The organism is Nonomuraea sp. NPDC049695 (assembly GCF_040674955.1).
GTDB lineage: Bacteria > Actinomycetota > Actinomycetes > Streptosporangiales > Streptosporangiaceae > Nonomuraea > Nonomuraea helvata.
Genome location: NZ_JBFANV010000040.1, coordinates 22,781 through 45,355 on the forward strand (window position 1 = coordinate 22,781; position 22,575 = coordinate 45,355).

Genomic DNA, 22,575 nt, shown 5'->3' on the forward strand with positions numbered 1-22,575 from the left:
ACCGGCGTGCTTCCCGGGGACGCGGGTGATGCCGTTCTGGTTACGGCGAGCGCTCCATCTGGAAAGCCTTGTCCCCCGAAGCCCGGGTAGACGCTGATCGTCGGCCTATCTGCGGAGCAGCCTTGAACCATCCCCCAGTCACCCTCCCACGCCTCACCGCACTCGCCCGGCAGGCGGCTCCGAAGCTGCTCGAAGGCGTCGTGGCACCGCTGGCGGTGTTCTACCTGGCCATGATGGTCCTCGGATTCAAGTGGGCGCTCATCGCCACCGTCGCCTGGGTCTACCTGGGAGTGGCCTGGCGGCTGATCAGGGGCGTCAGGGTGCCCGCGACCATGTTCCTGGCCGCGGTCGCGGTCACGGTCCGCGCCCTCGTGGCGTTCTGGACCGGCACGTGGATGTGGTACTTCATCCAGCCGGAGATGGGCACGATCTGCCTCAGCATGGCCTTCCTCGCCTCCGTCCGGCTCAACAAGCCGCTCGTGCAGAAGCTCACGCTCGACTACATCCACCTGCCGTCGGCGGTGCTCAAGCACGAGCGGGTACGCAGGTTCTTCGCCAGGATCACGCTGCTGTGGGCCTTCGTGCTGCTGATGAACTCGACGTTGAGCATCGTCCTCGCGGTCCACGAGTACCTGGCGGGCTCGCTCGGCACGTTCATGGTGCTGAGGACGTCAGCGGTGGCCGTGATCAGCGGCCTGGCGATCGCGTTCTCGATCTTCGCCTTCAAGCGCGTCCTGCACCGGCTGCACATCGCTCACAACTGACCGCTCGATGAGCAGGAACGCCCCGCACATCCCCATGACCAGCCCGGTCAGCATCCCGAACAGCTCCACCAGGCCTCCCAGCGAGCCGAGCGGCGCCCGCACGGAACTGACGATCATCTCGTAGAGCCCACCGCTGAACAGAGAGCCGGCACCGAGCCAGGCCACGACCAGCGGCAGCCAGAACGGGCCGCGCCCCCGGCGCCCGACCATCAGCACGAGCGCGACGGCCCCCGCCACGGCGAACCCGCCCTCCACAGCGTCCTGAAGTCCCCCGAAGAGCTTGATCACTCCGATCGGCGCGGCCACCAGCAGTGCGCCCCAGGCCACCACCGTCTGGAACGACCTGGTGGCGCCGGCGAAGGGCTGATCGACCCGGGTGGTGAAGACGTGTGGCCACCGGTCGCGCGAGTAGAGCGCGAAGGCCGTCATGAGCCCGGCGCCCTGCACGATGAACCCGCCGTAGACCATCATGTAGATCCACGGCTCGATGGGCCCGCCGGTCTCGAACACCGACAGCCCACCGGCCAGCACCATGATGGGCACCGTGACGATCACCGTCGAGAGCAGGCCGGTGCCCACCCACAGCGGGAGCAGCACGAGCCAGGCGGGCAGCCGCAGCCCCCACCTCGTGGCGAACGCCGCCGCCAGCAGCAGCCCGACGGCTTCCATGCCGAACGTCATCGCGTTGAGCCCGACCATCGCCGGGTCGTTCAGGAGGCCGGGATCGGTGGTGCCGATCGAGCTGCCCGTCAGCCAGAGCACCTTCAACGTGAGGTACGGCAGCATCGCGGCGACCGCGACGATCGCGGCGGTGACGCGCCCGATGCCCGCTCTCTGTTCAGTCATGCCCCCGAGCGTCGCGCGCCGGGCCGCCGGTTCCCTCCCGAGCCGTGGGGATCCTCCTCGCCCTTGAGAGGGATGGTCACGTCCAGCTCGAAGCCGTCGCCGACCGGTCCTGCGGTCAGCGTGCCACCGTCGAGCCGTACGCGCTCGCGTAGGCCCGCCAGCCCCAGCCCGCCCGGCAGCACGGTCGGCCGGGCCCGCGGCAGGCCGTTGCGCACGGTGACGCGGCCGGGCGCGATCCGCACCGTGACGGCGGCGCCCGGCGCGTGCTTGGCCGCGTTCGTGAGCGCCTCCTGCACCACCGCGTGCGCCAGGCCGGGCACCGGCCCGGTCGCCAGGTCCAGGGTGATCGGCATGCCGGAGTCCCTGGCCCGACGCACCAGCTCGGCCACGTCCTCGTCCACGGGTGACAGCGGCGCCACGTCGGAGTCCTCGCGCAGCAGCCCGATGATCTGGCGCAGCCGCTCCGTGGCGTCCGCCGCCGCCAGCCGCAACTCCCCCGCCGCCCTGACGTGCGCCTGGTCCAGCCCGGTCGCCAGCTCGAGCCCCGCGGCCCTGACCGCGATCAGGGCCAGGTCGTGGCCGAGCGAGTCGTGCATGTCCCGCGCGATCCTGGCCCTCTCGCGCAGCCTCGCCTGCGCCTCGGCCGACAGCCTGGCCTGCGTGCGCTGCTGCAGCAGCCTCCTCCTGAGCAGCCCCAGCAGGTACGGCACCACGTACGTGCCGAGCAGCCCCGTCACCATGGACACCCACAGGGCGAGATCGGCGCCCTGGACCAGCACCACGCTCACGCCGACAGCCGAGATCAGGCAGAAGGCCACCAGCGCCGGCCGGATCGCGGCCAGGCGCCGCCCGGTGAGGTAGGCGTACCACATGATGAACGGCGAGGTGGCCAGCAGCGGGAGGATCTTCACGCCGCGCCGGGGCAGCAGCCAGCTCAGGTCCACGGTCGCGAACCCCTCGCTGAACCGCCACGGCCCGAGCGGCAGCAGCAGCATCAGCGCGGCCAGTGGCCAGCGGCGGCCGACCAGCACCGCCACCGCGGCCAGCCCGATCCTGGGCACGGTCACCATGCCGAACGCGGCCGGGTCCTGGAACGGGTCAGGGCCCATGGCCGCGACGAAGATGCCGAGCACGGCCCAGAGCAGCAGGTCGTAGACCACCTGGCGGCGGCTCTCACGGCGAAGACGTCTCACGGCACTGACGTTATCCGTCTCACGGGGCGCGGGGCCCTGCCCGAAAGTCGTCCGGCGACCCTGACGAAAGTCAGGGTGGGGTCTCGTCCCCCCGTCGCGGTAGAGCTAGCACCACCTCGAAAGCGCCTACCTCCACTCCTGTTTCGGCCTGCGGTAACCGGTTTGATCGATGGTGTCAGCCGGAGGTCGGAACCGGGCCCCTGACGAAAGTAGGGGGTGGCGCGTGCCGATCGTCCGATGTGCCGTGACCTGCGGAGTTTCTAGCTTCATGGGGGACCGGCCCTGACCCGCTTAAGGGATGGGTCCGCGTTCGACCCGGGGCATCCCCGATGTCCCCGGCCCGCCCACGCCGACACGCTGTGTGGGTGCCCTAAAGATCGGAGTACACGCTCATGTCACACGCCATCCTCGACTTAGTCCAGCAGGCGATGTCATCCCCCTGGCTGTACGCCGCGCTGTTCGCCCTGGCACTGCTCGATGGCTTCTTCCCCATCGTGCCGGCCGAAACCTCAGTGATCACCGCCGCGGTCTTCGCCGCGTCGGGCGAGACGAACCTGGCCCTGGTCATCCTGGTCGCGGCACTGGGCGCGTTCGCGGGTGATCACATCTCCTACCTGATCGGCAACAGGTCGGCGGGCAGGCTGCAGCAGAAGAAGGCGTTCGTCTGGGCACGCGGCGCGCTGGCCGAGCGGGGCGGTGTCGTCCTGGTCGCGGCCAGGTACATCCCCGGCGGGCGCACCGCGACCACGCTGACCATGGGCGCCGTGCGGCATCCGCTGCGCTCGTTCACGTTCTTCGACGCGATCGCGGCGAGCTCGTGGGCGGTGTACTCCGGGCTGATCGGCTTCTTCGGCGGGATGGCGTTCGAGAACGACCCGTTCAAGGGCCTGCTCCTCGGCCTGGGCATCGCGGTGTCCATCACCGCGGTCGTCGAGGTCGTGAGATGGCTCAGGAAGCGACGCGCCATCCAGCCTTCCCCGGAACGTCGTCCTGCGGACACGTCCGTTTGACCCTGCCTGGCAACCATCCGTCTGAAAGGAGTGCGCATGACTGTGCTGGCCGCGGCGATCGCCTTGGTCGGTTCGCTGTTCTTCGCGCTCGGAGCCGCGCTTCAGCAGTTCGAGGCAGTCGAGTCGGCCAAGCCGGGGCTGCTGACGCTGCTGCGCAGGCCGCGCTGGCTGTTCGGCGGCGCCTCCATTCTGGCGGGTGGCGGCCTGCACATCGTCGCGCTCGGCCTCGGTCCGCTGACCATCGTCCAGCCGATGGGCGTGGCCAGCCTGCTGTTCGCCCTGCCCATCGCCGCCACGCTGCACGGCCGCAGGCCCTCGCGCAGGGAGCTGACGGCCGCGGGCGTGGTGGCGGCCGGGCTGATCGGGCTCGTGCTGCTCGTCCCCACCTCTGACGGTCCCACCTACCTCAGCCCGAGCGGCGTCTTCACGCTGCTCGGCGTGGCCGGCGTCGCGGCGGTCCTGCTGTGGGCCGGCTCGAAGGCGGTCTCGCCCGCGGGCCGGGCCGCGCTCCTGGCCACCAGCTCCGGCGTGCTGTACGGCGCCACCGCCACCCTCATGCGCGTGCTGGTGGACGGCGCCTGGAACTGGTGGTACCTGCTCGCGCTGCCGGTGCCCGCGCTGCTGGCGCTCATGATGCTCCAGCGGGCCTACGCCGTCGGGCACTTCGGCGTCTCGTTCGCCTCACTCCAGATCGCCGACCCCCTGACGGCGGTCGCGTTCGGCGCGCTCCTGCTCGGCGAGCCCCTGCCGACCGGGATCGCGCCGCTCCTGGCCGCGGCCCTCACCGCGGCCGGCACCATCGCGCTCGCCCGGACCAGCCCGCTGGAAGCCCAGCGCAATTCCCCCACCCCTGTGTGAAACGGAGTCTCACTCACATGGCCATGCCCCTGCCTTCGCTCCCCGAGACCGTCATCGCTACCGGGACCGCCATCGCCCCCGAGCGTCCCCGCCGCGTCCTGATCTCGACCGACACCTACCCGCCTGACGTCAACGGCGCCGCCTACTTCACGCACCGCCTGGCCACCGGCCTGGCCGAGCGCGGCAACGAGGTGCACGTGGTCTGCCAGTCGGAGGCGGGCCCGCCCGCCGCCGACGTGGTGGACGGCGTGATCGTGCACCGGCTGCGCTCCGCCCCGATCCCGGTCCACCCCACCATGCGTTTCACCGTGCCGACCAGGCTCGACCGGCTGGTCGCGGACATCAAGCCCGACGTCCTGCACACGCAGGGCCACTTCGTGGTCGGCCGGGCGGCCATCGCCGCCGCCCGCCGCGCGGGCGTGCCCGTCGTGGCCACCAACCACTTCATGCCCGACAACCTCTTCCAGTTCTGCCACATCCCCGACCGGCTGCGGGCCAGGGCCGGCCGGCTGGCCTGGCGCGACTTCAACCGGATCTTCAACCGGGCCGACCACGTCACCACCCCGACGCCGCTGGCCGCCGAGCTTCTGGCCGGCCAGGGCTTCGCCCGCGACGTCGAGGCGGTCTCCTGCGGGATCGACCTGGCCAGGTTCCGCCCGCACTCCGAGCCCAAGGCGTGGGCGCGCAAGCTGTTCGACCTGCCCGACCGGCCCACGGTCCTGTTCGTCGGCCGCCTGGACGAGGAGAAGTGCCTGGACGAGCTCGTACGCGCGCTGCCGCTCGTGCTGAACGAGACCGACGCGCAGGTGGCACTCGTCGGCAAGGGGACCCAGCGGGCGGAGCTGGAGAAGCTGGCCAAGCGCATCGGTGTGGGCGAGCGGGTGTTCTTCCTGGGCTTCGTGCCCGACGAGAACATGCCCCAGGCGTTCGCGGCCGCCGACGTGTTCGCCATGCCGGGCATCGCCGAGCTGCAGAGCATCGCCACGCTGGAGGCCATGGCCTCGGGGCTGCCGGTGGTGGCCGCCGACGCGATGGCGCTGCCGCACCTGGTGGACGACAACGGCTACCTGTTCCAGCCGGGCGACGTGGTCGCGCTGGCCAGGCACCTGACGTCCATCCTCACGGACGACGGCCTGCGGACCAGGTTCGGCAAGGCCAGCAGGGAGCTGGCGCTCACCCACGACCACCAGTCGTCGCTCGCCCGGTTCGAGCAGATCTACGATGAGGTGACCCGTTGATCACACGCCAGAGCGCCTTGGGCGCCATCGCCGGCACGGTCGTCTCCGCGGCCGCGCTGACGTACGCGCAGGTCGCCCTGCCCGCGCAGACGCTGCTCAGCGACTACGCGCTGGTCTCAGGCGGGCTCGTGCCCGTGCTGATCGGGATGCTGGCGCTGGCGGGGACGTGCCTGTCTCTCGCGTACGGCCTCGCGGCCGGCGACCCGGCGCGCACCGCGGCCACCAGGGTGCTGCTGCTGGCCGGGGCGGCGGGGCTGATGCTGAGCGCGGTCTTCCCCACGGACCCGTCGCCGATCGGCTCGATGACCGGCGAGATCCACCGGTGGGCGGCGGCCGTCGTGTTCACCTCGCTGCCGGTCGCCGGCTGGGCCCTGACCAGGGGCCGGGCCGCGGCGCCCCGATGGAACGCCGTCCGGGCCCTGAGCGTGACCTCCGCGGCCACCCTGGTCGTCTACCTGGCGGCGCATCCCGCCTCCATCACCTCGACGCTGATCGGCGGCTCGGCCTACTACGGGCTGCTGGAGCGCGGCCTGGTGCTGGCCGAGATGGCGCTGCTGACCGCCATGGCCCTGGCCTCCCTCGGCAGGCGGCCCGCCGTCCAGACCTCGGCGGCCCCCGCCGAGCCCCAGCCCTCGGAACGGCCGCAACGGCTGGCGGCCTGATGCTCTCATCCTTCGACCGGCGACGAAATTATCCCGTTCTAGCGTGGAGCCATGCTCATCACACGCCACGCGGACGCCGAAGCGGTGCTCTCCGATCCGAGGTACGTGCCCCCTCCCGTACGCCAGGACGCCGAGGAGGGGACGCTGGCCTGGCTGCGCGCCCAGGTGTCGCGGTTCAGCACCGGCGAGACGCACGCCGGGCGGCGCCGACTGCTGGTCGAACGGCTGGCCGCGCTTGACCCCGCCGAGCTGAGACCGGCGGCCAGGGCCATGACCTCGGAACGGGACGGGGACTGGCGGGGCGTGCCCACGGCCGTGCTCGGCGCCGCACTGGGCGTCAAGGACACGAGCGCCGTGCCGGCCGCCGCGGCCGGCTACCTGTCCGGCGAGGAGAGCCCGGAGGCCGACGCCGCCGTCGCCGAGTTGCTCAAGCTGGCCGGCATCCCCGAGATCACGCTGCTGCTGCAGGGACACGCCGCCACGGAGGCGCTCATCGAGAACGCGCTCAGGCATGTCCACCCCGGAGACGACATCGAGACGCTGCTGAACGAGACGCTCAAGCAGGACCCGCCGCTCAAGGCCACCCGCAGGCTCGACACGCAGACCGGCGAAGACGTGACGATCGACCTCGTGGCGGCCAACCGCGACCCCTCAGGCGGCCGCTCTCCCCATCTGACCTTCGGGTACGGCGTACGCCCCTGCCCGGCACCCGCCCACGCGCTCGCGCTCGCCGCGGGCGTGCTCGAAGCGCTGCTCCACGGGTAGGCGCCGATGAACACCCAGCTCGACAGGGAGGCGCCGATGAACTTCCGCGACCTGCACCGCCCAGGAGATCCGCTGCTGCTGCCGAACGCGTGGGACTACGGCTCCGCCGCCCTCCTCGCCGCGCACGGATTCCCTGCCATCGGCACGACCAGCCTCGGCGTGGCCGCCGCGTACGGGAAGCCCGACGGGGCCGGAGCGACCAGGGCGGAGACGATCGAGCTGCTCGAAGCCATCAAGGACCTGGGCGTCATGGTCACCGTGGACATCGAGGGCGGGTTCAGCGACGACCCCGCCGAGGTGTCCGACCTGGTCGCGAGCCTGGCCGCCCTCGGAGCCGTCGGCGTCAACCTGGAGGACGGCCGCCCGGACGGCACGCTGCGCCCGATCGAGCTGCACCAGCGGATCATCGATGCGGCCAAGGGACATGGCCTGTTCGTCAACGCCCGTACGGACACGTACTGGCTGAAGACCGGCGACGACACGATGGAGAGGGTGGCCGCCTACGGGCACGCCGACGGGATCTTCGTGCCCGGGATGACCGACCTGGAGGAGATCGCCGAGGTGGCGGCCGGCACGCCGCTCCCGCTCAACGTCCTCCACCAGCCGAACGGCCCCACGCTGAGCCAGCTCGCGGAGGCCGGTGTGGCCAGGGTGAGCACCGGGTCGCTGCTGTACCGCGCCGCGCTCGGGGAGGCGGTGGCGACGGCGCTCGCCGCCCAGGGCAAGCAGGCACCTCCGATGCCGACGTACGCGGAGATCTCGGCCCTGCTGCCACGATAATCGAGGCATGCGCTTCCAGATCCTCGGGCCCACGGCCGTGCTGGGTGAGGACGGCGAGCCGGTCGCGCTCGGCGGTCCGCGGGTGCGGGCGCTGCTGACCCTGCTCGCCCTGCACGCCGGCCGCATCGTCGGCGCCGAGCAGCTCGTGACCGGCATGTACGGCCCCAGGCCCCCGGAGGGCGTGGCCAACGCGCTGCAGTCGCAGGTGTCCAGGCTGCGCCGGGCGCTCGGCCGGGATCTGGTGGAGTTCCACCCGGCGGGCTACCGGCTGGTGGCCGACCCGCAGGAGGTCGACGCGCGCAGGTTCGAGCTGCTCGCGCAGGCGGGCAGGCAGGCCCTCGCCGCCGGCGACCCGGGCCGGGCCGCCACGCTGCTGCGGGAGGCGCTCGACCTGTGGCGGGGCGCGCCGCTCGCCGACGCCCCGCACGCCGAGGCCGCCGCGGCGGCGCTGGAGGAGCTGCGGCTGGCCGCCACGGAGGACCGCGTGCAGGCGGACCTCGACCTGGGCAGGCACCGCGAGCTCGTCGCCGAGCTGCGCCAGCTCACGGCCGCCCACCCGCTGCGCGAGCGCTTGAGTGCCCAGCTCATGCGGGCGCTCTACGGCAGCGGACGCCAGGCGGAGGCGCTGACCGTCTATGACGAGGCCAGGAAGATCCTGGACGAGGAGCTGGGCGTCGAGCCCGGAGCCGAGCTGGCCGCCGCCCACCTGGCCGTGCTGAGGGCAGATCCGGCGCTCGGCGCTCCCGCGGCCTCCGCGCCCAGGCAGCGGCGGGGGCTGCGGGCCCAGCTCACCAGCTTCGTGGGCAGGGACGAGGAGATCGAGCAGGTGGGCGCCAGGCTGCGGGCGAACCGGCTGGTGACGCTGCTCGGCCCGGGCGGCGCGGGCAAGACCCGGCTCGCGATCGAGGCGGCGGAGCGGGCCGCCGGCGACGTGTGCTTCGTACCGCTCGCGCCGGTCTCCGACGGCGGCGACGTGCCGAGGGCTGTGCTGGCCGCGCTCGACATCCGCGACACCCTGATGTACGGCCCCGACCGGCCCGCCGTGGACCCGGTCACGAGGCTGGTCAGCGCGCTGGCCGACCGGCAGATCCTGATGGTCCTGGACAACTGCGAGCACCTCGTCGCGGCCACGGCCGAGCTGGCCGACGCGCTGCTGGCCGCCTGCCCCGGGCTGCGCGTGCTGGCGACCGGGCGCGAGGCGCTCGGCATCACCGGAGAGTCGATCCTGCCCGTGGCGCCGCTGCGGCTGCCCCCGGCGGAGGCGGGCGACTCCTCGGGCAACCCCTCGGACTATCCGGCGGTCCGGCTGTTCGCCGACCGCGCCGCCGCCGTCCGGCCGGGCTTCGCCGTGGACGCGGGCAACGCCGACCAGGTCGTGCGCATCTGCCGGGCGCTCGACGGGCTGCCGCTGGCCATCGAGCTGGCCGCGGCGCGGCTGCGTACGCTCTCGGTGTCCGACGTGGCGGCGCGGCTCGACGACCGGTTCAGGCTGCTGATCAGAGGCAGCCGTACGGCGCTGCCCCGGCACCAGACGCTGCACGCGGTCGTCGCGTGGAGCTGGGACCTGCTCGACGAGGACGAGCAGCGGCTGGCCAGAAGGCTCTCCGTCTTCCTGGGCGGCGCGCGGCCCGAGGCGGCCGAGCGCGTGTGCGGGCTGCCGGAGGAGGTGCTGTTCTCGCTGGCGGAGAAGTCGCTGGTCGAGTTCGTGGACGGACGTTTCCGGATGCTGGAGACGATCAGGGCGTTCTGCGCGGAGCGGCTGGCCGAGTCCGGCGAGGTCGACGCCATCTGCGAGGCGCACGCCGGCTACTACCTCGACCTGGTCACGACGGCCGACCCGTTGCTGCGCACCGGCGAGCAACTGGAGTGGCTGGCCCGGCTCGACGAGGAGAGCGACGACCTCAACGCCGCGGTGCGCTGGGCGACCGAGTCGGGCCGGCTGGAGATGGGGCTGCGGCTGCTGGCCGGCGGCGCCTGCTACTGGTGGATGCGCGGCCACCGCACCTCCAGCGCCGCACTCGCCTCCGGGCTGCTGGCCGCGCTCGGCTCCGTCCGGCCCGCGGGCATGGAGGAGGAGTACGTCATGTGCGTGCTCATCACCGCCTGGGCCGGGGAGATCGACAACGGGCTGCGCGCACGGCTGGAGGAGGTCCGGCAGCTGCTGCCGATAAGCTACCTGCCGCACCGGGTCGAGCTCCTGATGATGCTGCTGTCGTCGTTCAACGGGCCGCCGGGCGATCACGCCGAAGCCTACGAGCTGGTCATCCGGCACTCCGTCGGTCTCCCGCCCTGGCAGCAGGCGCTCTCCTTCGCCGGGGCGGGGTTCGTGCTGGACCTGCTCGACCGGACGGAGGAGGCGCTGGCCTATTTCGAGCGGGGCCTGGCCGCGTTCAAGGCGATCGGCGAACGCTGGGGCATCATACTGGCGCTGTCCGGGCTCGGTCAGCTCCACCAGCGGCAGCGCGACTACCCGGTCGCGTACGCGCTGGCCGACGAGGCTCTGGCGGTCGCGCACGAGCTGGGCGCCAAGACGGAGATCGCCGAGTCCCTGTGCCTGCGCGGCGACGCCCTGCACGGCCTGGGCGAAGTGGAGGGCGCGCGGGCCGACTACGCGCTGGCCGCCGAGCTGTCGCGCCGGAACAGCTCCATGGACATCCTGGCCCGGGCGCACCTCGGCCTGGGCGAGGTGGCGCTGTCGCTCGGCGACCTGGACGCCGCCCGGGCCCTCCTGGCTCAGGCGCACCACGAATGCCCCCGCGACTGGTACAGCACCGAGGACACCCGCGAGCGCATCGACGCCGGACTGGCCGAGGTCGGCCGGATGGTCAGCGAGCGGTAGGCCCGCGGTCAGGCGTCCCCCAGACAGTGGCGCTATGAAGAACAAATGGTCCTGCCTGGCCGTCGCCTGCCTGGCCACCCTCCTGCTCTCACTCGATTTCACGGTCCTGCACCTGGCCCTGCCCACGCTGGTGACCGACCTCGGTGCGAACTCCACGCAGCTGCTCTGGATCGGCGACATCTACGGCTTCGCGCTGGCCGGCCTCCTCGTCACCATGGGCAACCTCGGAGACCGCATCGGCCGCAAGCGCCTCCTGCTGATCGGCGCGGCCACGTTCGGCGCCGCCTCGGTGGTGACCGCGTACGCGCCCAACACCGAGCTGCTGATCGCGGCCAGGGCGCTGCTCGGCGTGGCCGGAGCGACGATCATGCCGTCCACCCTGTCGATCGTCCGGAACGTGTTCACCGAGCCGGGCGAGCGGACCGCGGCCATCGGCATCTGGAGCGGGATGAGCGCCGCCGGCTTCGCCGTGGGCCCGGTCGTCGGCGGGCTGCTGCTCGGCCACTTCTGGTGGGGCTCGGTCTTCCTGATCAACGTCCCGATCATGCTGCTGGTGCTGGCCGCCGGGATCATGGTGCTGCCCGAGTCGCGCAACCCTCATGCGGGCAGGATCGACCTGGTCAGCGCCGTGCTGTCGTTCGCCGGCGTGGTGACGGCCGTCTACGCGGTCAAGGAGGGCGCGCACAAAGGTGTGCAGCACGCCGACGTGCTCGTGGCGGGCGCGGCCGGGGTGCTGCTGCTGGGCCTGTTCGTGTGGCGGCAGACCCGGCTGGCCGAACCGATGATCGACGTACGGCTCTTCACGCGGAGGGCGTTCAGCGCGTCCATCCTCACGAACCTGCTGGCGATCTTCACGATGTCGGCCATGATGCTGATGTTCGGCTGGTACCTGCAGCTCGTCCTGGGCTGGACGCCGCTCCAGGCGGGGCTCGCCCAGCTGCCCGGCGGCCTGAGCGGCGCGGTCGGCGGCATCCTGGCCGCCCGGCTGGTGCACCGCATCGGCAGGAACGGCGCGGTCGCGCTGGGCCTGGCCATGAACGCGGGCGCGTTCCTGTACTACTCCACGCTCGGCCTGTCGCTGAACTACCTCACGCTGGCGACCTTCATGACCATCGGTGGTCTCGGGATCGGGTTCACGTTCACCGTCAACAACGACAACGTGCTGGCCACCGCGCCCAGGGAACGGGCCGGGGCGGCGGCCGCGGTGTCGGAGACGGCGTTCGAGCTGGGCGGGGCGCTCGGCATCGCGATCCTCGGCACGGTGCTGAACACCGCGTACCAGGCCGGCCTGGACGCCACCGCGACCTCCGCGGCGACGGGAGAGGCACGGGAGTCCATCGCCGGGGCGATGCGCGCGGCGCAGGCGCTGCCCCCCGAGCAGGCGGGCACGCTCGTACGGGCGGCGCAGGCGGCCTTCATCGACGGGCTGCAGCTGACCTCGCTGGTCACCTCGGGACTGCTGGTCCTGGTGGCCCTGATGGCACTGGTCGGGCTGCGCGGCGTGCCGAAGGTCATCCCGGAGGAGGCGCCGGCCAGGGCATGACCCATGACCACGAAAGCCCAGGGAAACGCACGGTCCTCACACGTGGGGGCGCTGCGCGCCATGCGACAGCTCGGGCAGCGCCCCGTGGGGGCAAGCCCCCACACCCCCAGGCGTGGACCTGCCGGTCCCCGCACCCCCGGACGCGCTCCCGGTTACCACACCCCCGCCGAGCGGATCACACCATCTCCGGTGACCTGGTGACCGGCCTGGATCAGTTGTGGAACGAGGTAGCGGCCGATGGCGCCTGCAACAAAGACATGCATGGGTCCTGACCTGCCGGTGGTGTCGTGGATTCGAGGTGGTTGCGCGTCGGTCTCAGACAGTGTCGCTCGACTCGGGAACGCGGTGGTCGGGGAAGAGAGTCGCCGCCACATGCCGGGTGTCGGCGTACTCGACGACGGAGCTGATCTTGCCGTCACTGACCGTGTAGATCCCGATGCAGCGGTTGTCGTAGGTGCCGCCGTACACGGTCTGGGCCTTCGAGGTCCACTCGGCGACCACGCGGTCGCCCTCGGCGATCGTTCCGACCAGCTCGATCTTCATGGTGCCGGGGACGAGGACGGGACCCATGCCGCCCAGGAACTCGTTGATGATCGCCTCGCGGCCCTGCCAGACCTTCGAGATCGGCAGGTCGCCGGGGTAGTGCCAGGTAGCGTCCTCGGCGAAGCTGTCGTAGATGACGTCGGCGTCGCCATCGCGGACAGCCTCGACGTAGCGGATGACGACGTCCCTGGGCTCGGTGGTCGCGGTCATGGTCGAACTCCTTCTACTGGTTTCTCGTGGTTCGGGGATTCGGTTGCTCAGGAGAGGGTGAGCACGGCCTTGCCGCGGATGCGGCGGTCGCGCAGGTCGGTGAGGGCGGTCGCGGTATCGGCCCAGTCCGCGACGCGGCCGATCTCAGGGTGCAGGCGGCCTTCGGCGGTCAGGCGGACGAGCGCCGCGAGGTCATCGCCGAGGCCGGTGTCGGCGTCGAGGTAGTGGAAGTGGCGGATGACGGCCGACTCGGGTCCGGCGAAGAAGTCGAAGAAGTCGAGCGTCGCCGGGGTTCGGCTGGCCTGTCCGAACCAGATGAGCGTGCCACGCTTGGCGAGCCGCGCGAGCGCGATGGGAAGGGCCTCGCCGCCCGTCGACTCCAGCACGATGTCGTATGGTCCGCGTGCGTCGGCCGGGTGGTGGACGATCTCGGCCGCACCGAGTTCGGTGAGCCGGGCCCCGCGCTCGGCGTCCCGGGTCACGGCCGTGACTTCCGCCCCAGCGGCGGCCGCGAGCTCGGTCACATAGTGCCCCACACCTCCCGACGCGCCGGTCAGCAGCACCCGTCGGCCCAGTACCGGCCCGGCCGTGCGCAACAGCCGCAGCGCGGTGAGCCCCGCGAGCGGCAGCGCCGCGCCCTGGACCGCGGAGACGTTGTCCGGCAGAACCGCGAGGGCGTCGGTCGGCACGGCCACGTACTCAGCCCAGCCGCCGGCCATGGGGTGGCCTACGACGCGCGCGATACCGGTCGGCCCGCTGCCGTCGGCGGCCGGCTGCACTACCAGCCCCGCGATGTCCTTGCCGGGCCGCTCGCCCGGCACGGGCGCTTCCAGCTTGAACGTCTCGCCGCGGTTGACCGAGAACGCCTCGACCCTCACCAGCGCCTCGTTCGCGCGCGGCGTGGCCTCAGGAACGTCGGCCAGCACGACCGGTTCAGCGGGGTCCCCGGTTGGGATGAGCGCCTTCATCGTTGTTGCCTCCTTGGTGGCGTCTGCGACTACTTCACCGGGTGAGGCGGTGGCCGGGCCAACAACGCGACCGCTTGGACGACAACGCACGGTTGTCACCTATGGTCATAGGCGTGGATCTCGACCTCGCCCTCGTCCGCGCGTTCGCCGCGACCGCCGAGACGCTGCACTTCGGGCGCGCCGCTGACCAGCTGGGCACCAGCCAGCAGGCACTGTCGAAACGCATCGCGCGCCTGGAGACACTGCTCGGTGTCCGCCTGTTCGAACGGGAGGGCGGCACGCGGTTGACCGAGGCCGGTGAGCGATTCCAGCCGGCCGCGCGCGAGGCCCTCGCGGCGGGTGACCGCGCGATCGCGGCGGCGCTGGGCGCCGGCCAGGTCGTACGTCTCGACGTGTGGGGACATCTCTACGCGCCGATGCGCACCGTCGCGCAGGCGGTCGAGGCGCTCAGCACGATACGCCTGGAGCCCGGCCCGGCACGTGACTGGCCATCGGCCGCCGAAGCGCTGCTGCGCGGTGACACCGACCTGGGCTTCGGCCGGGTACACCCGCTGCCCGGCGGCCGCGACGCAGGCATCGCTCAGCGACTCGTTCGCTTGGAGCCCGTCGACGCAGTCGTCAGCGCTTCCCACCCGCGGGCCTACTCGGACGAACTGCACCCGGCCGACCTGCGCGAGAGCACCCTGTGGTGCCCGGCGGAGCTGGCCCGCCTCGACTTCCTGCGGCGCTTCGCGGACGAGTTCGAGATCACGCGTCGCCAGGACGGCCCCAACCTGGGCCCAGACCATCTCGTCCAGCACATCCGCGCTGATCCGACATGTTTCACGCTCCTTCCCAGCGACGCGCCACTGCCCGACTACGCGGATCTGCGCTCGATCCCGCTCACCGCGCCGACCCCGCTGTACGCCTGGTCGCTCGCGTGGCGTGAGTCCCACCGCCACCCGAGCCTCGACACCCTGCTGAGCGGCTTCGCCGAAGCCGGCCGTACCCGGCGCTGGCTGGACTACACACCGGAGCGGGACTGGCTCCCGGACACCGACCACGCGGAACTCGCGCACCTGATGGGCGGCTAGCGGGCAAACCGAGCAAACAAGGGCAAGAAGGGCGAGACCACCCAGCTGTACGCGCTGCTCGACGACAAGGTCGCCGACGGGGAGACCCGCGCCGCCCGGCGACGCCGAGATCGGACAGCCCGCCATACCTGACGTCTACCGCCCGGCGGTCCTGGATCGGTGAGCTGCAAGATCAACGCTGCTCCTTGAGCAGGTGCACCCGAGCGTAGACGCGAAAACGCGTTGCCGTGGCCGCTCCCAAAACGTATGGTTTTGCGCTCGTGACTACAGTGGTGGAGCGAGTCTTACCTGCCCGGCTGGGGACAGGATTCCGGTGGTTGCTGGCCTCGAGCTGGCTGACGAATCTCGGTGACGGGGTCGCGGCCGCGGCGGGCCCGCTGCTGATCGCGACGTTGACTCGCGACCCGCTGATGATTTCGCTGTCGGCCCTGGTGGGCTGGGCGCCGCCGCTGCTGTTCAGCCTGTATGCGGGCGTGCTGTCGGATCGGTACAACCGGCGCGGGATCGTGCTCATCGCGAACGCGGTGCGGGCCGTGGTGCTGGCGGCGCTCGTCGCGCTCATGGTGACCGGCACCGTGACCGTGGCGACGGCGCTGGCGGCGCTCACGCTGCGGTCCATCGCCGAGGTGTTCGCCGACAACACGACGGCCACGCTGACTCCCATGATGGTCAGCAAGGACGATCTCGTCATCGCCAACGCCCGCCTGGGCACTGGGTTCATCACGCTCAATCAGCTCGCCGGGCCGCCGATCGGCGCGGCGCTGTTCGGCCTGGGCTTGACCTGGCCCTTTGCGAGCCAGCTGCTCCTGGTGGTGGCGGGCATCGTCCTGGTCTCCCGGATCACGTTGCCGCCGCACGGCCGACAGGCCGACGATCCCACGCCCAACACCGTACGGGAACTGATCGCCGGGTTCAGCTGGACCATCCGGCACGCGGCGGTCCGCACGCTGGCGCTCACCATCCTGATCTTCAACTTCACGTTCGGCGCGGCCTGGTCGGTTCTCGTCCTCTACACCCAGGAGCAGCTCGGCCTCGGCACCCTGGGCTTCGGTCTGATGACCACCATCGGCGGGATCGGCGGCTTGATCGGCACCGGCCTGTACGGTGCCCTCACCCGCAGGGTGAGCCTCGGCGCCCTGATGCGGATCGGACTCATCATCGAAACGTTCACCCACCTGGGCCTGGCACTGACCCATTCGCCGTGGGTCGCCGGGGGCATCTTCCTGGTCTTCGGGGCGCACGCGTTCATCTGGGGCACGACCTCCTCCACCGTCCGCCAGCGCGCGGTCCCGGACGAACTGCAGGGCCGAGTGGGCAGCGTCAACACCGTCTGCGTCTTCGGCGGTCTGGTGGTCGGCTCGTTGATCGGCGGTGTCCTGGCCACCCGCCTCGGTGTCGCAGCGCCCTTCTGGTTCGCCTTCGCCGGCTCCGCGGTGTTCGTGGTGCTGCTGTGGCGGCAGCTCATGCACATCGCCCACGACGACTGAGAACGTGGCCTAACGACGCCGCAGAGCGAGCATCTCTGAGACCGTGACGAATCGATATCCTTGCTCACGAAGGCCGGTGACCAGGCCTTTGATGGCCTCGCGAGTGTTCCGCCCGCCGGCGTACCACGGGTGGAGCAAGATGATCGATCCCGGCCTGGTCTCCTTGCGCACAGCCGCGACGATCTCGGCGGCGGTGGGGGTCTTGCCGGAGTCCGGCTCCACGTCCCACATGACCGTGCGCCTCTGATGGTCGGCCAGATACAGCGGCAGCATCAGCAGTTTCTTGCCCGTCGGCGGGCGGAAGAGGATCTCGCCGCGCTGCCCCGCCGTCCGGATGGCCGCATCGGTGCGCTCGACCTCACTCGCCACGGTGGCGGGGGAGACGAAGACCATCCGGTGATGGGTGTACGTGTGGTTGGCCAGCTGATGGCCGTGGGCGACCAGCGCCTGCGCGGCCTGTGGCCGGGCTTCGACCTGGGATCCGATGACGAAGAACGTCGCGCGGACGCGCAGCTCGGCGAGGATGTCGATGATCTCGGCGGCGTGCTCGTCAGGGCCGTCATCGAAGGTCAGGGCAACGACCTTCTCGTCGGTCGCCACGCGGTCGATCAGCTCTCCCGCCAGTTGGAAGGTCCGCGCGTTCATCAGCCGATACAGGCCCAACGCGCCTAAGAGGAGGATGGCGAGAAGGGCCGCGAGAAGCTTGAGCCACTTCCTCCGCGCGCCCGTTGCTGCTGCGTTCATGGGAGATCATGGAATCACAGAACCATGAGGGGCGAGCGGCTAAATCGTGGGTCTGGTCGGGCAAGGGCGGGTGATGGTCGGCGAGAGGGTGTCGAGGCGGGTGCCGATGAGACGGGCCACGCCCTCGATGGTCTCGATGCCCGCCTCCTCCCCCGGCTGCTCATCCGTCTGCACCGACAGCAGCAGGTCGCGGCCCGGCCCCACGATGCGGCCGTAGCTCGTGATGGCCCAGGTGTTGGAGGCGAACGGGCGCGGCGTCCAGCCGTTCTTCAGCGCCACCCGGTCCCCCCGGCGGGCCGCGGCGCTGACGCCCCACGACTGGTCCTTCTGGACTCGGGACATGAGGTCCAGCACCAGTCTCCGATCGGGCGCGGTCATGCCCTTGCCGCCCTTGACCAGGAGCTTCATCAGGCGGATGCGGTCGGCGGGACTGGTGGTGGTGCCGCCCCAGTAGATGCCGGGACCCGGTGTGGTCTCCCGGAGACCCATCCGGTCGTAGAACTCGCTCATCGAGGAACCGACGCGTGACCACAGGGTGTCCGCCGCGCTGTTGTCGCTCTCGGTGATCATGCGGATCGCCAGGTCGCGTTCGCCGTCGTCGAGCTCGCCAGTGCCGCGGAGCAGGAGGGCGGCGAGGATGTCCACCTTGGCGCCGCTGGCGGTGATGATGTCGTGCTCGTGCTCGCCCCGGCCGAGCGAAACCCCGGTGACGAGGTCCAGCGCGGCGTAGACGATCCGGCCGGGGCGCTTGCCTACATATCCGGAAATGTCGCGTTCGAGGCGGACGCGGGCCGCCGCGGCGGCGCGCGGGGCGGGGAATCTCATGACGCAGCGGGCCACCTTGATGGGGGCTTTCACCGCCACGGGACCGATCACTTCCCGCTCGGTCCCACACCCCGCCGCCAGCACCAGCGCCAGCACCGGCAGCAACACCGGCACCGGCGCCGGCACAGACCAGGCCGCCATCCACTTCGCACGCACGCGCTCACTCCCGTGATCTCATCCGGGGGTCACGAGGAGCATGCTCCGCGAGGGCGGCCTGGCCCGCCACGCCACGCGCTTTCCTGGCCAGGCCTTCAGCACGACCTTGCAGAGCCGCTACCACCCGTCGGTCAGAGGTGCTCGGCGAGGAAGTCGGCCGTCGCGTCCACGGCCTGGGTGACGTACGGCTCGCGGTCATAGAGGTCGATGTGCTGCTTGGCGTCCACCCAGACCAGCTTCTTCGGCTGGTCCAGCCGCCGGTACGCCTCCTCGGCCCCCTCAGGCGAGCAGAACCGGTCGACGACCCCGTGCACGATCAGCGCCGGCTTCGGCGACAGGAAGTCCGCTCCCATCATGTTGTCCAGCGTGACAAGCTCCCGCACGCTGGCCCTGGTCACCGAATTGGACCAGTGCGGCGAGGCGCCCCGCGAGGTGCCGTAGTACGCGTACGGCTCGTCGCCCGGCATGGCGGCCTCGCCCTCGTCGGCGACCGCGGGCATGTACTCGACGTCGCCGCCCTGGTCCTGCCGCTCCAGAACCTCCGTGAGCCCCGCCAGCACCGACGGGTAGTCCATCCCGGCCCGCATGGTGTAGGGGTTGTTGTACGCCCCCGCAATACCGGCAAATGTCCGGACACGAGGGTCGAAAGCGGCAAATTTCAGGGCGTATCCCGCGCCCAGGCACACCCCCACCACCCCGATCCGCTCCCGGTCCACCTCGTCCCGCGACCGCAGGAACGACACGGCGGCCCGCAGGTCGCGCAGCTTGCCCTGAGGGTCCTCCTCCCGGCGCGGCACCCCCTCGGACTCGCCCCAGTTCCGATGGTCGAAGGCCAGCGTCACGTACCCCCGCTCGGCCAGCCGCTCCGCGTAGAGCCCGGTCATTTGGGACCGCACGCCCGTGAACGGCCCGGTGAGGACCAGCGCGGGGTGCGGCCCCACGCCGCCGGGGACCCGCAGGTCCCCGGCGAGCGTGAGGCCGTCCACCATGAACTCGACCCGGGTCATGAATCGAACCCCAGTCCCATGCGGTCGAGCGTGCGCAGCCACAGGTTGCGCTTGCCCTGGTGCTGGTCGGCCTGCGCGATCGACCACCGGGTGACCTGGATCACCCCGGACCGCACCGGCTCCGGCGGGAACGGCACCGGCTTCTCCTTGACCATCCGCAGCTCCGTCCGCTCGGTCCGCTCGCCCGACAGCAGGTCGAGCATGACGTTCGCCCCGAACCGGGTGGCACCCACGCCCATCCCGGTGTAGCCGGTCGCGTAGGCCAGCCGCCCGCCGTGCGCCTGCCCGTAGAAGGCGCTGAACCGGCTGCAGGTGTCGATCACCCCGCCCCACCTGTGCGTGAACCGCACGTCCGTGAGCTGCGGGAACGTGTCGTAGAAGTGCTCGGCGAGCTTGGCGAACGTCTCGTCGCGCTGCTCGTACTCGGGCCTGACCAGGCCCCCGTTGTAGTAGACGGCGTCGTAGCCGCCCCACAGGATCCGGTTGTCGTCGGTCAGCCGGTAGTAGTGGAACTGGTTCCCGGAGTCGCCCACGCCCTGGCGGTTGCGCCAGCCCACCTCGGCGAGCTGCGCACCGGACAGCGGCTCGGTCATCAGCGCGTAGTCGTACACGGGGACCACGAAGTGCTTGAGCCGCCGCAGCAGCGGCGGGAACACCCCGGTGCCCAGCGCCACCTGGCGAGCGCCGACCTCGCCCTGCGGGGTGCGCAGCGTGATGGTCGTGCCGTCGTCGCGCAGCGAGCGGACGGGGCTGCGCTCGTAGACCCGCACGCCGAGGCTCAGGCACGCCTCCCGCAGCCCCCAGGCCAGCCGTGCCGGGTCGAGCATGGCGCAGCCGCTGCGGTCCCAGAGCCCGCCCAGGAAGGTGGGCGAGTTCACCTCGGCCCGCACCTGATCCTGGTCGAGCGGCAGGTAGTCGAGGCCGTGCTCCGAGATCAGGTCCAGGTGCTCGCGGAGGCCCTCGAGCTGCCACGGCTCGGTGGCCACGTGCAGCTCCCCGGTGCGCTCGAACGAGCAGTCGACGCCGTAGCGCTCCAGCGTCCGCTCGATCTCGTCGAGGTTGGCCACCCCCATGCGCTCGAGGCGGTCGATCTCGTCCGGCCACCGCTCCAGGCCGTTGGCCAGGCCGTGGGTGAGGGTCGCCATGCAGAACCCACCGTTGCGGCCGGTGGCCGCCCAGCCGATCCTGCGCCCTTCCAGCAGGACGACGTCAAGAGAGGGGTCTCGTTCCTTGGCCATCAGGGCGGTCCACAGCCCTGAGAAGCCTCCGCCGACGACGACCAGGTCGGCGCTCGTGTTCTCGTCGAGCCGCGGTCGCGGCTCGGGTCTGGCCGGGCTGTCCAGCCAGTACGGCTTGCGCTCCGCATCAGCAAGCGCCTTCAGCGGATCCACAAATCCCACTTCCCTACGAAGTACGTGGAGTTTTCTATTTAGGTACGGCGCCGCGCCGCCACCGCGTTACCGATCGCGATCAGCACCCCGATGCCGAAGATCAGCGTACCCATGACGTTGACCTGCGGTGGGATACCTGTCTTAACCGCACCCACGATCCACAGCGGGAAGGTGACGGTCGAGCCGTTGACGAAGCTGGTGACCACGTAGTCGTCGATGGACAGCGCGAACGACAGCATCGCCCCGGCCATCACGCCCGGCAGGATCGACGGCAGCGTCACCTGCCTGAACGTCCCCCACGCCGTCGCCCCCAGGTCCCTGGCCGCCTCCTCCAGCGACGGGTCGAGCGTGACGATCCGCGCCCGTACCGTCACCACCACGAAGGACACCGAGAACAGCACATGGGCGACGATGATCGTGTTGGCGTCGCGGGGCACGTTCCCCGAGACGAACAGCGACAGCAGTGACGCGCCCATGACCAGCTCAGGCGTGGAGATGGCGGCGAAGACGAGGAAGTTCGTCAGCCCCTTGCCGCGGAAGCGGTGCCGCCCGAGCGCCAGCCCCAGCATGGTGCCGATGATGACCGTGATGACGGTGCTGACCGCGGCGATCACCAGCGAGTTGCGCAGCGCCACGGTCAGGTCGGAGATGTCGAACAGCTCGGCGTACCAGCGGAGCGTGAAGCCCTGCCAGGAGGTGTTCGACTTGCTCTTCTTGTCGTTGAAACCGAAGAGGATCATCACGGCGATCGGCGACGACAGCCAGACGATGATGATCCAGGTGTAGATGTGGAGGAGCCGGTCCCCGAGCCGCGTGCCCCTCATCGGGCCGCCGCCTCGAGGACGTTCTCGGTCCCGAGCGCCCTGGCGTAGATGAAGATGCCCACCAGCAGCACCGCCATCAGCGTGAACGACAGCGCCGAGGCGGTCGGGTAGTTCAGGTTGGTCAGGTACTCGGTCTGGATGATGTTGCCGATCATCGTGTTGGCCGTGCCGCCGAGGATCTGCGCGTTGATCGGGTCGGCCGTGGCGGGCACGAACGTCATCAGCACCCCGGCGAACACCCCCGGCAGCGACAGCGGCAGCACCACCCGGCGGAAGGCCGCCGCCCGCGTCGCGTACAGGTCCTGGGCCGCCTCGATCACCCGTGGGTCCACCCGCTCCAGCGCCACGTAGATCGGCAGGATCATGAACGGCAGGAAGTTGTACGTCAGACCGCCCACCACGGCGAACGTCGTGGCCAGCACGTGGAAGTCCTCAGGCAGCAGCCCCCAGCCCTTCAGGGTGCCGAACAGGATGCCGTTGTCCGACAGCAGGAAGTTCCACGAGATCGTCCGGAGCACGAACGACACGAAGAACGGCAGCAGCAGCAGGAACAGGTACACGGACTTGCGCGTGCCGCCCTTGAACGCGATCCAGTACGCCACCGGATAGCCGATCACCAGCATGGCCACCGTGGCGAGCCCGCCGTAGAGCAGCGAGCGCAGCAGCTGGGTGCTGTACCTGCCGAGCGCGTCGCTGTAGTTGGAGAAGCTGAACGTCATCGCGAAGCCGTCGATGGCGTTGCCGGTCTGCAGGGAGACCGACGCCATCGCGGCCATGGGAACGACCAGGAAGATCCCCAGCCACATCCAGCTCGGCAGCGCCAGCAGGTAGGGGGTGAGCCGCCTCATC

General features: G+C 70.9%; 21 protein-coding genes. 11 read left to right on the forward strand and 10 right to left on the reverse strand.

What is annotated here, in order from left to right:
• Positions 1-122 precede the first annotated feature (122 nt).
• Positions 123-764 (forward strand): VC0807 family protein, encoded by a 642-nt coding sequence (locus tag AB0J64_RS30310; RefSeq protein WP_364034121.1) that lies wholly within the window; start codon positions 123-125, stop codon positions 762-764.
• On the opposite strand, the gene AB0J64_RS30315 is transcribed toward AB0J64_RS30310, so the two are convergent.
• Together AB0J64_RS30315 and AB0J64_RS30320 are read right to left on the reverse strand one after the other, a co-directional pair.
• Positions 672-1,610, reverse strand: coding sequence for a hypothetical protein (locus tag AB0J64_RS30315; protein WP_364034123.1), 939 nt, complete (start codon positions 1,608-1,610; stop codon positions 672-674). The genes AB0J64_RS30310 and AB0J64_RS30315 overlap by 93 nt on opposite strands.
• Positions 1,607-2,803, reverse strand: a complete 1,197-nt coding sequence (locus tag AB0J64_RS30320) for a histidine kinase (protein ID WP_364034126.1) — start codon at positions 2,801-2,803, stop codon at positions 1,607-1,609. Before AB0J64_RS30320 ends, AB0J64_RS30315 begins: the two co-directional genes overlap by 4 nt.
• Before the next feature lie 392 nt (positions 2,804-3,195).
• Between AB0J64_RS30320 and AB0J64_RS30325 the strand changes: the two genes are divergently transcribed.
• The 8 genes from AB0J64_RS30325 to AB0J64_RS30360 are packed head-to-tail and all read left to right on the forward strand — an operon-like array spanning position 3,196 to position 12,498.
• Positions 3,196-3,813 (forward strand): DedA family protein, encoded by a 618-nt coding sequence (locus tag AB0J64_RS30325; RefSeq protein ID WP_364034129.1) that lies wholly within the window; start codon positions 3,196-3,198, stop codon positions 3,811-3,813.
• Between the two features lie 36 nt (positions 3,814-3,849).
• Complete coding sequence (locus tag AB0J64_RS30330) at positions 3,850-4,671, forward strand: DMT family transporter (protein WP_364034132.1); 822 nt, start codon at positions 3,850-3,852, stop codon at positions 4,669-4,671.
• Positions 4,672-4,688: 17 nt separating this feature from the next.
• On the forward strand, positions 4,689-5,909 hold the full coding sequence (locus tag AB0J64_RS30335; RefSeq protein ID WP_364034135.1) for a glycosyltransferase: 1,221 nt from the start codon (positions 4,689-4,691) through the stop codon (positions 5,907-5,909).
• The gene (locus AB0J64_RS30340; protein ID WP_364034138.1) at positions 5,906-6,571 is read left to right on the forward strand and encodes a DUF998 domain-containing protein; all 666 of its coding nucleotides are present in this window, start codon (positions 5,906-5,908) and stop codon (positions 6,569-6,571) included. Before AB0J64_RS30335 ends, AB0J64_RS30340 begins: the two co-directional genes overlap by 4 nt.
• 51 nt (positions 6,572-6,622) lie before the next feature.
• Positions 6,623-7,336 (forward strand): hypothetical protein, encoded by a 714-nt coding sequence (locus AB0J64_RS30345; protein ID WP_364034141.1) that lies wholly within the window; start codon positions 6,623-6,625, stop codon positions 7,334-7,336.
• 6 nt (positions 7,337-7,342) lie between these two features.
• On the forward strand, positions 7,343-8,116 hold the full coding sequence (locus AB0J64_RS30350) for an isocitrate lyase/phosphoenolpyruvate mutase family protein (RefSeq protein ID WP_364034144.1): 774 nt from the start codon (positions 7,343-7,345) through the stop codon (positions 8,114-8,116).
• Between the two features lie 7 nt (positions 8,117-8,123).
• Positions 8,124-10,955, forward strand: a complete 2,832-nt coding sequence (locus AB0J64_RS30355) for a BTAD domain-containing putative transcriptional regulator (RefSeq protein ID WP_364034147.1) — start codon at positions 8,124-8,126, stop codon at positions 10,953-10,955.
• A 34-nt stretch (positions 10,956-10,989) separates the two neighbouring features.
• Positions 10,990-12,498, forward strand: a complete 1,509-nt coding sequence (locus AB0J64_RS30360) for a DHA2 family efflux MFS transporter permease subunit (RefSeq protein WP_364034150.1) — start codon at positions 10,990-10,992, stop codon at positions 12,496-12,498.
• Between the two features lie 315 nt (positions 12,499-12,813).
• Here AB0J64_RS30360 and AB0J64_RS30365 read toward each other — a convergent pair whose 3' ends face one another.
• Together AB0J64_RS30365 and AB0J64_RS30370 are read right to left on the reverse strand one after the other, a co-directional pair.
• Entirely contained in the window at positions 12,814-13,251 is a 438-nt protein-coding gene (locus AB0J64_RS30365) for a nuclear transport factor 2 family protein (RefSeq protein WP_364034153.1), read from the reverse strand.
• 47 nt (positions 13,252-13,298) lie between these two features.
• Entirely contained in the window at positions 13,299-14,219 is a 921-nt protein-coding gene (locus AB0J64_RS30370; RefSeq protein ID WP_364034156.1) for a zinc-binding dehydrogenase, read from the reverse strand.
• Between the two features lie 113 nt (positions 14,220-14,332).
• Here AB0J64_RS30370 and AB0J64_RS30375 point away from each other — a divergent pair, with 113 nt between their 5' ends.
• Both AB0J64_RS30375 and AB0J64_RS30380 read left to right on the forward strand, forming a co-directional pair.
• Positions 14,333-15,292: a LysR family transcriptional regulator gene (locus tag AB0J64_RS30375; RefSeq protein WP_364034158.1), complete on the forward strand. Its 960-nt coding sequence runs from the start codon at positions 14,333-14,335 to the stop codon at positions 15,290-15,292.
• A 260-nt stretch (positions 15,293-15,552) separates the two neighbouring features.
• Entirely contained in the window at positions 15,553-16,779 is a 1,227-nt protein-coding gene (locus tag AB0J64_RS30380) for an MFS transporter (protein WP_364034161.1), read from the forward strand.
• 9 nt (positions 16,780-16,788) lie between these two features.
• Here AB0J64_RS30380 and AB0J64_RS30385 read toward each other — a convergent pair whose 3' ends face one another.
• From AB0J64_RS30385 to AB0J64_RS30410, 6 genes are all read right to left on the reverse strand, one after another.
• On the reverse strand, positions 16,789-17,523 hold the full coding sequence (locus AB0J64_RS30385) for a polysaccharide deacetylase family protein (protein WP_364034164.1): 735 nt from the start codon (positions 17,521-17,523) through the stop codon (positions 16,789-16,791).
• 39 nt (positions 17,524-17,562) lie between these two features.
• Positions 17,563-18,504 carry a serine hydrolase gene (locus AB0J64_RS30390; RefSeq protein ID WP_364034167.1) on the reverse strand — a complete coding sequence of 314 codons (942 nt, stop codon included), beginning with the start codon at positions 18,502-18,504 and terminating at the stop codon, positions 17,563-17,565.
• A gap of 131 nt (positions 18,505-18,635) precedes the next feature.
• On the reverse strand, positions 18,636-19,511 hold the full coding sequence (locus tag AB0J64_RS30395; protein WP_364034170.1) for an alpha/beta hydrolase: 876 nt from the start codon (positions 19,509-19,511) through the stop codon (positions 18,636-18,638).
• Positions 19,508-20,902, reverse strand: a complete 1,395-nt coding sequence (locus tag AB0J64_RS30400) for an FAD-dependent oxidoreductase (protein ID WP_364034173.1) — start codon at positions 20,900-20,902, stop codon at positions 19,508-19,510. Before AB0J64_RS30400 ends, AB0J64_RS30395 begins: the two co-directional genes overlap by 4 nt.
• Positions 20,903-20,940: 38 nt before the next feature.
• Entirely contained in the window at positions 20,941-21,726 is a 786-nt protein-coding gene (locus tag AB0J64_RS30405; RefSeq protein WP_364034176.1) for an ABC transporter permease, read from the reverse strand.
• Complete coding sequence (locus tag AB0J64_RS30410) at positions 21,723-22,574, reverse strand: ABC transporter permease (protein WP_364034179.1); 852 nt, start codon at positions 22,572-22,574, stop codon at positions 21,723-21,725. The genes AB0J64_RS30405 and AB0J64_RS30410 overlap by 4 nt, the downstream gene beginning before the upstream one ends.
• Between the last annotated feature and the right edge of the window lies 1 nt (position 22,575).

Coding starts and splice junctions, on each gene's coding strand:
- AB0J64_RS30315 (WP_364034123.1), bottom strand. CDS start 1,610: ATGACTGAACAGAGAGCGGGCATCGGGCGCGTCACCGCCGCGATCGTC.
- AB0J64_RS30325 (WP_364034129.1), top strand. CDS start 3,196: ATGTCACACGCCATCCTCGACTTAGTCCAGCAGGCGATGTCATCCCCC.
- AB0J64_RS30330 (WP_364034132.1), top strand. CDS start 3,850: ATGACTGTGCTGGCCGCGGCGATCGCCTTGGTCGGTTCGCTGTTCTTC.
- AB0J64_RS30335 (WP_364034135.1), top strand. CDS start 4,689: ATGGCCATGCCCCTGCCTTCGCTCCCCGAGACCGTCATCGCTACCGGG.
- AB0J64_RS30345 (WP_364034141.1), top strand. CDS start 6,623: ATGCTCATCACACGCCACGCGGACGCCGAAGCGGTGCTCTCCGATCCG.
- AB0J64_RS30350 (WP_364034144.1), top strand. CDS start 7,343: ATGAACACCCAGCTCGACAGGGAGGCGCCGATGAACTTCCGCGACCTG.
- AB0J64_RS30355 (WP_364034147.1), top strand. CDS start 8,124: ATGCGCTTCCAGATCCTCGGGCCCACGGCCGTGCTGGGTGAGGACGGC.
- AB0J64_RS30360 (WP_364034150.1), top strand. CDS start 10,990: ATGAAGAACAAATGGTCCTGCCTGGCCGTCGCCTGCCTGGCCACCCTC.
- AB0J64_RS30365 (WP_364034153.1), bottom strand. CDS start 13,251: ATGACCGCGACCACCGAGCCCAGGGACGTCGTCATCCGCTACGTCGAG.
- AB0J64_RS30370 (WP_364034156.1), bottom strand. CDS start 14,219: ATGAAGGCGCTCATCCCAACCGGGGACCCCGCTGAACCGGTCGTGCTG.
- AB0J64_RS30385 (WP_364034164.1), bottom strand. CDS start 17,523: ATGAACGCAGCAGCAACGGGCGCGCGGAGGAAGTGGCTCAAGCTTCTC.
- AB0J64_RS30395 (WP_364034170.1), bottom strand. CDS start 19,511: ATGACCCGGGTCGAGTTCATGGTGGACGGCCTCACGCTCGCCGGGGAC.
- AB0J64_RS30405 (WP_364034176.1), bottom strand. CDS start 21,726: ATGAGGGGCACGCGGCTCGGGGACCGGCTCCTCCACATCTACACCTGG.
- AB0J64_RS30410 (WP_364034179.1), bottom strand. CDS start 22,574: ATGAGGCGGCTCACCCCCTACCTGCTGGCGCTGCCGAGCTGGATGTGG.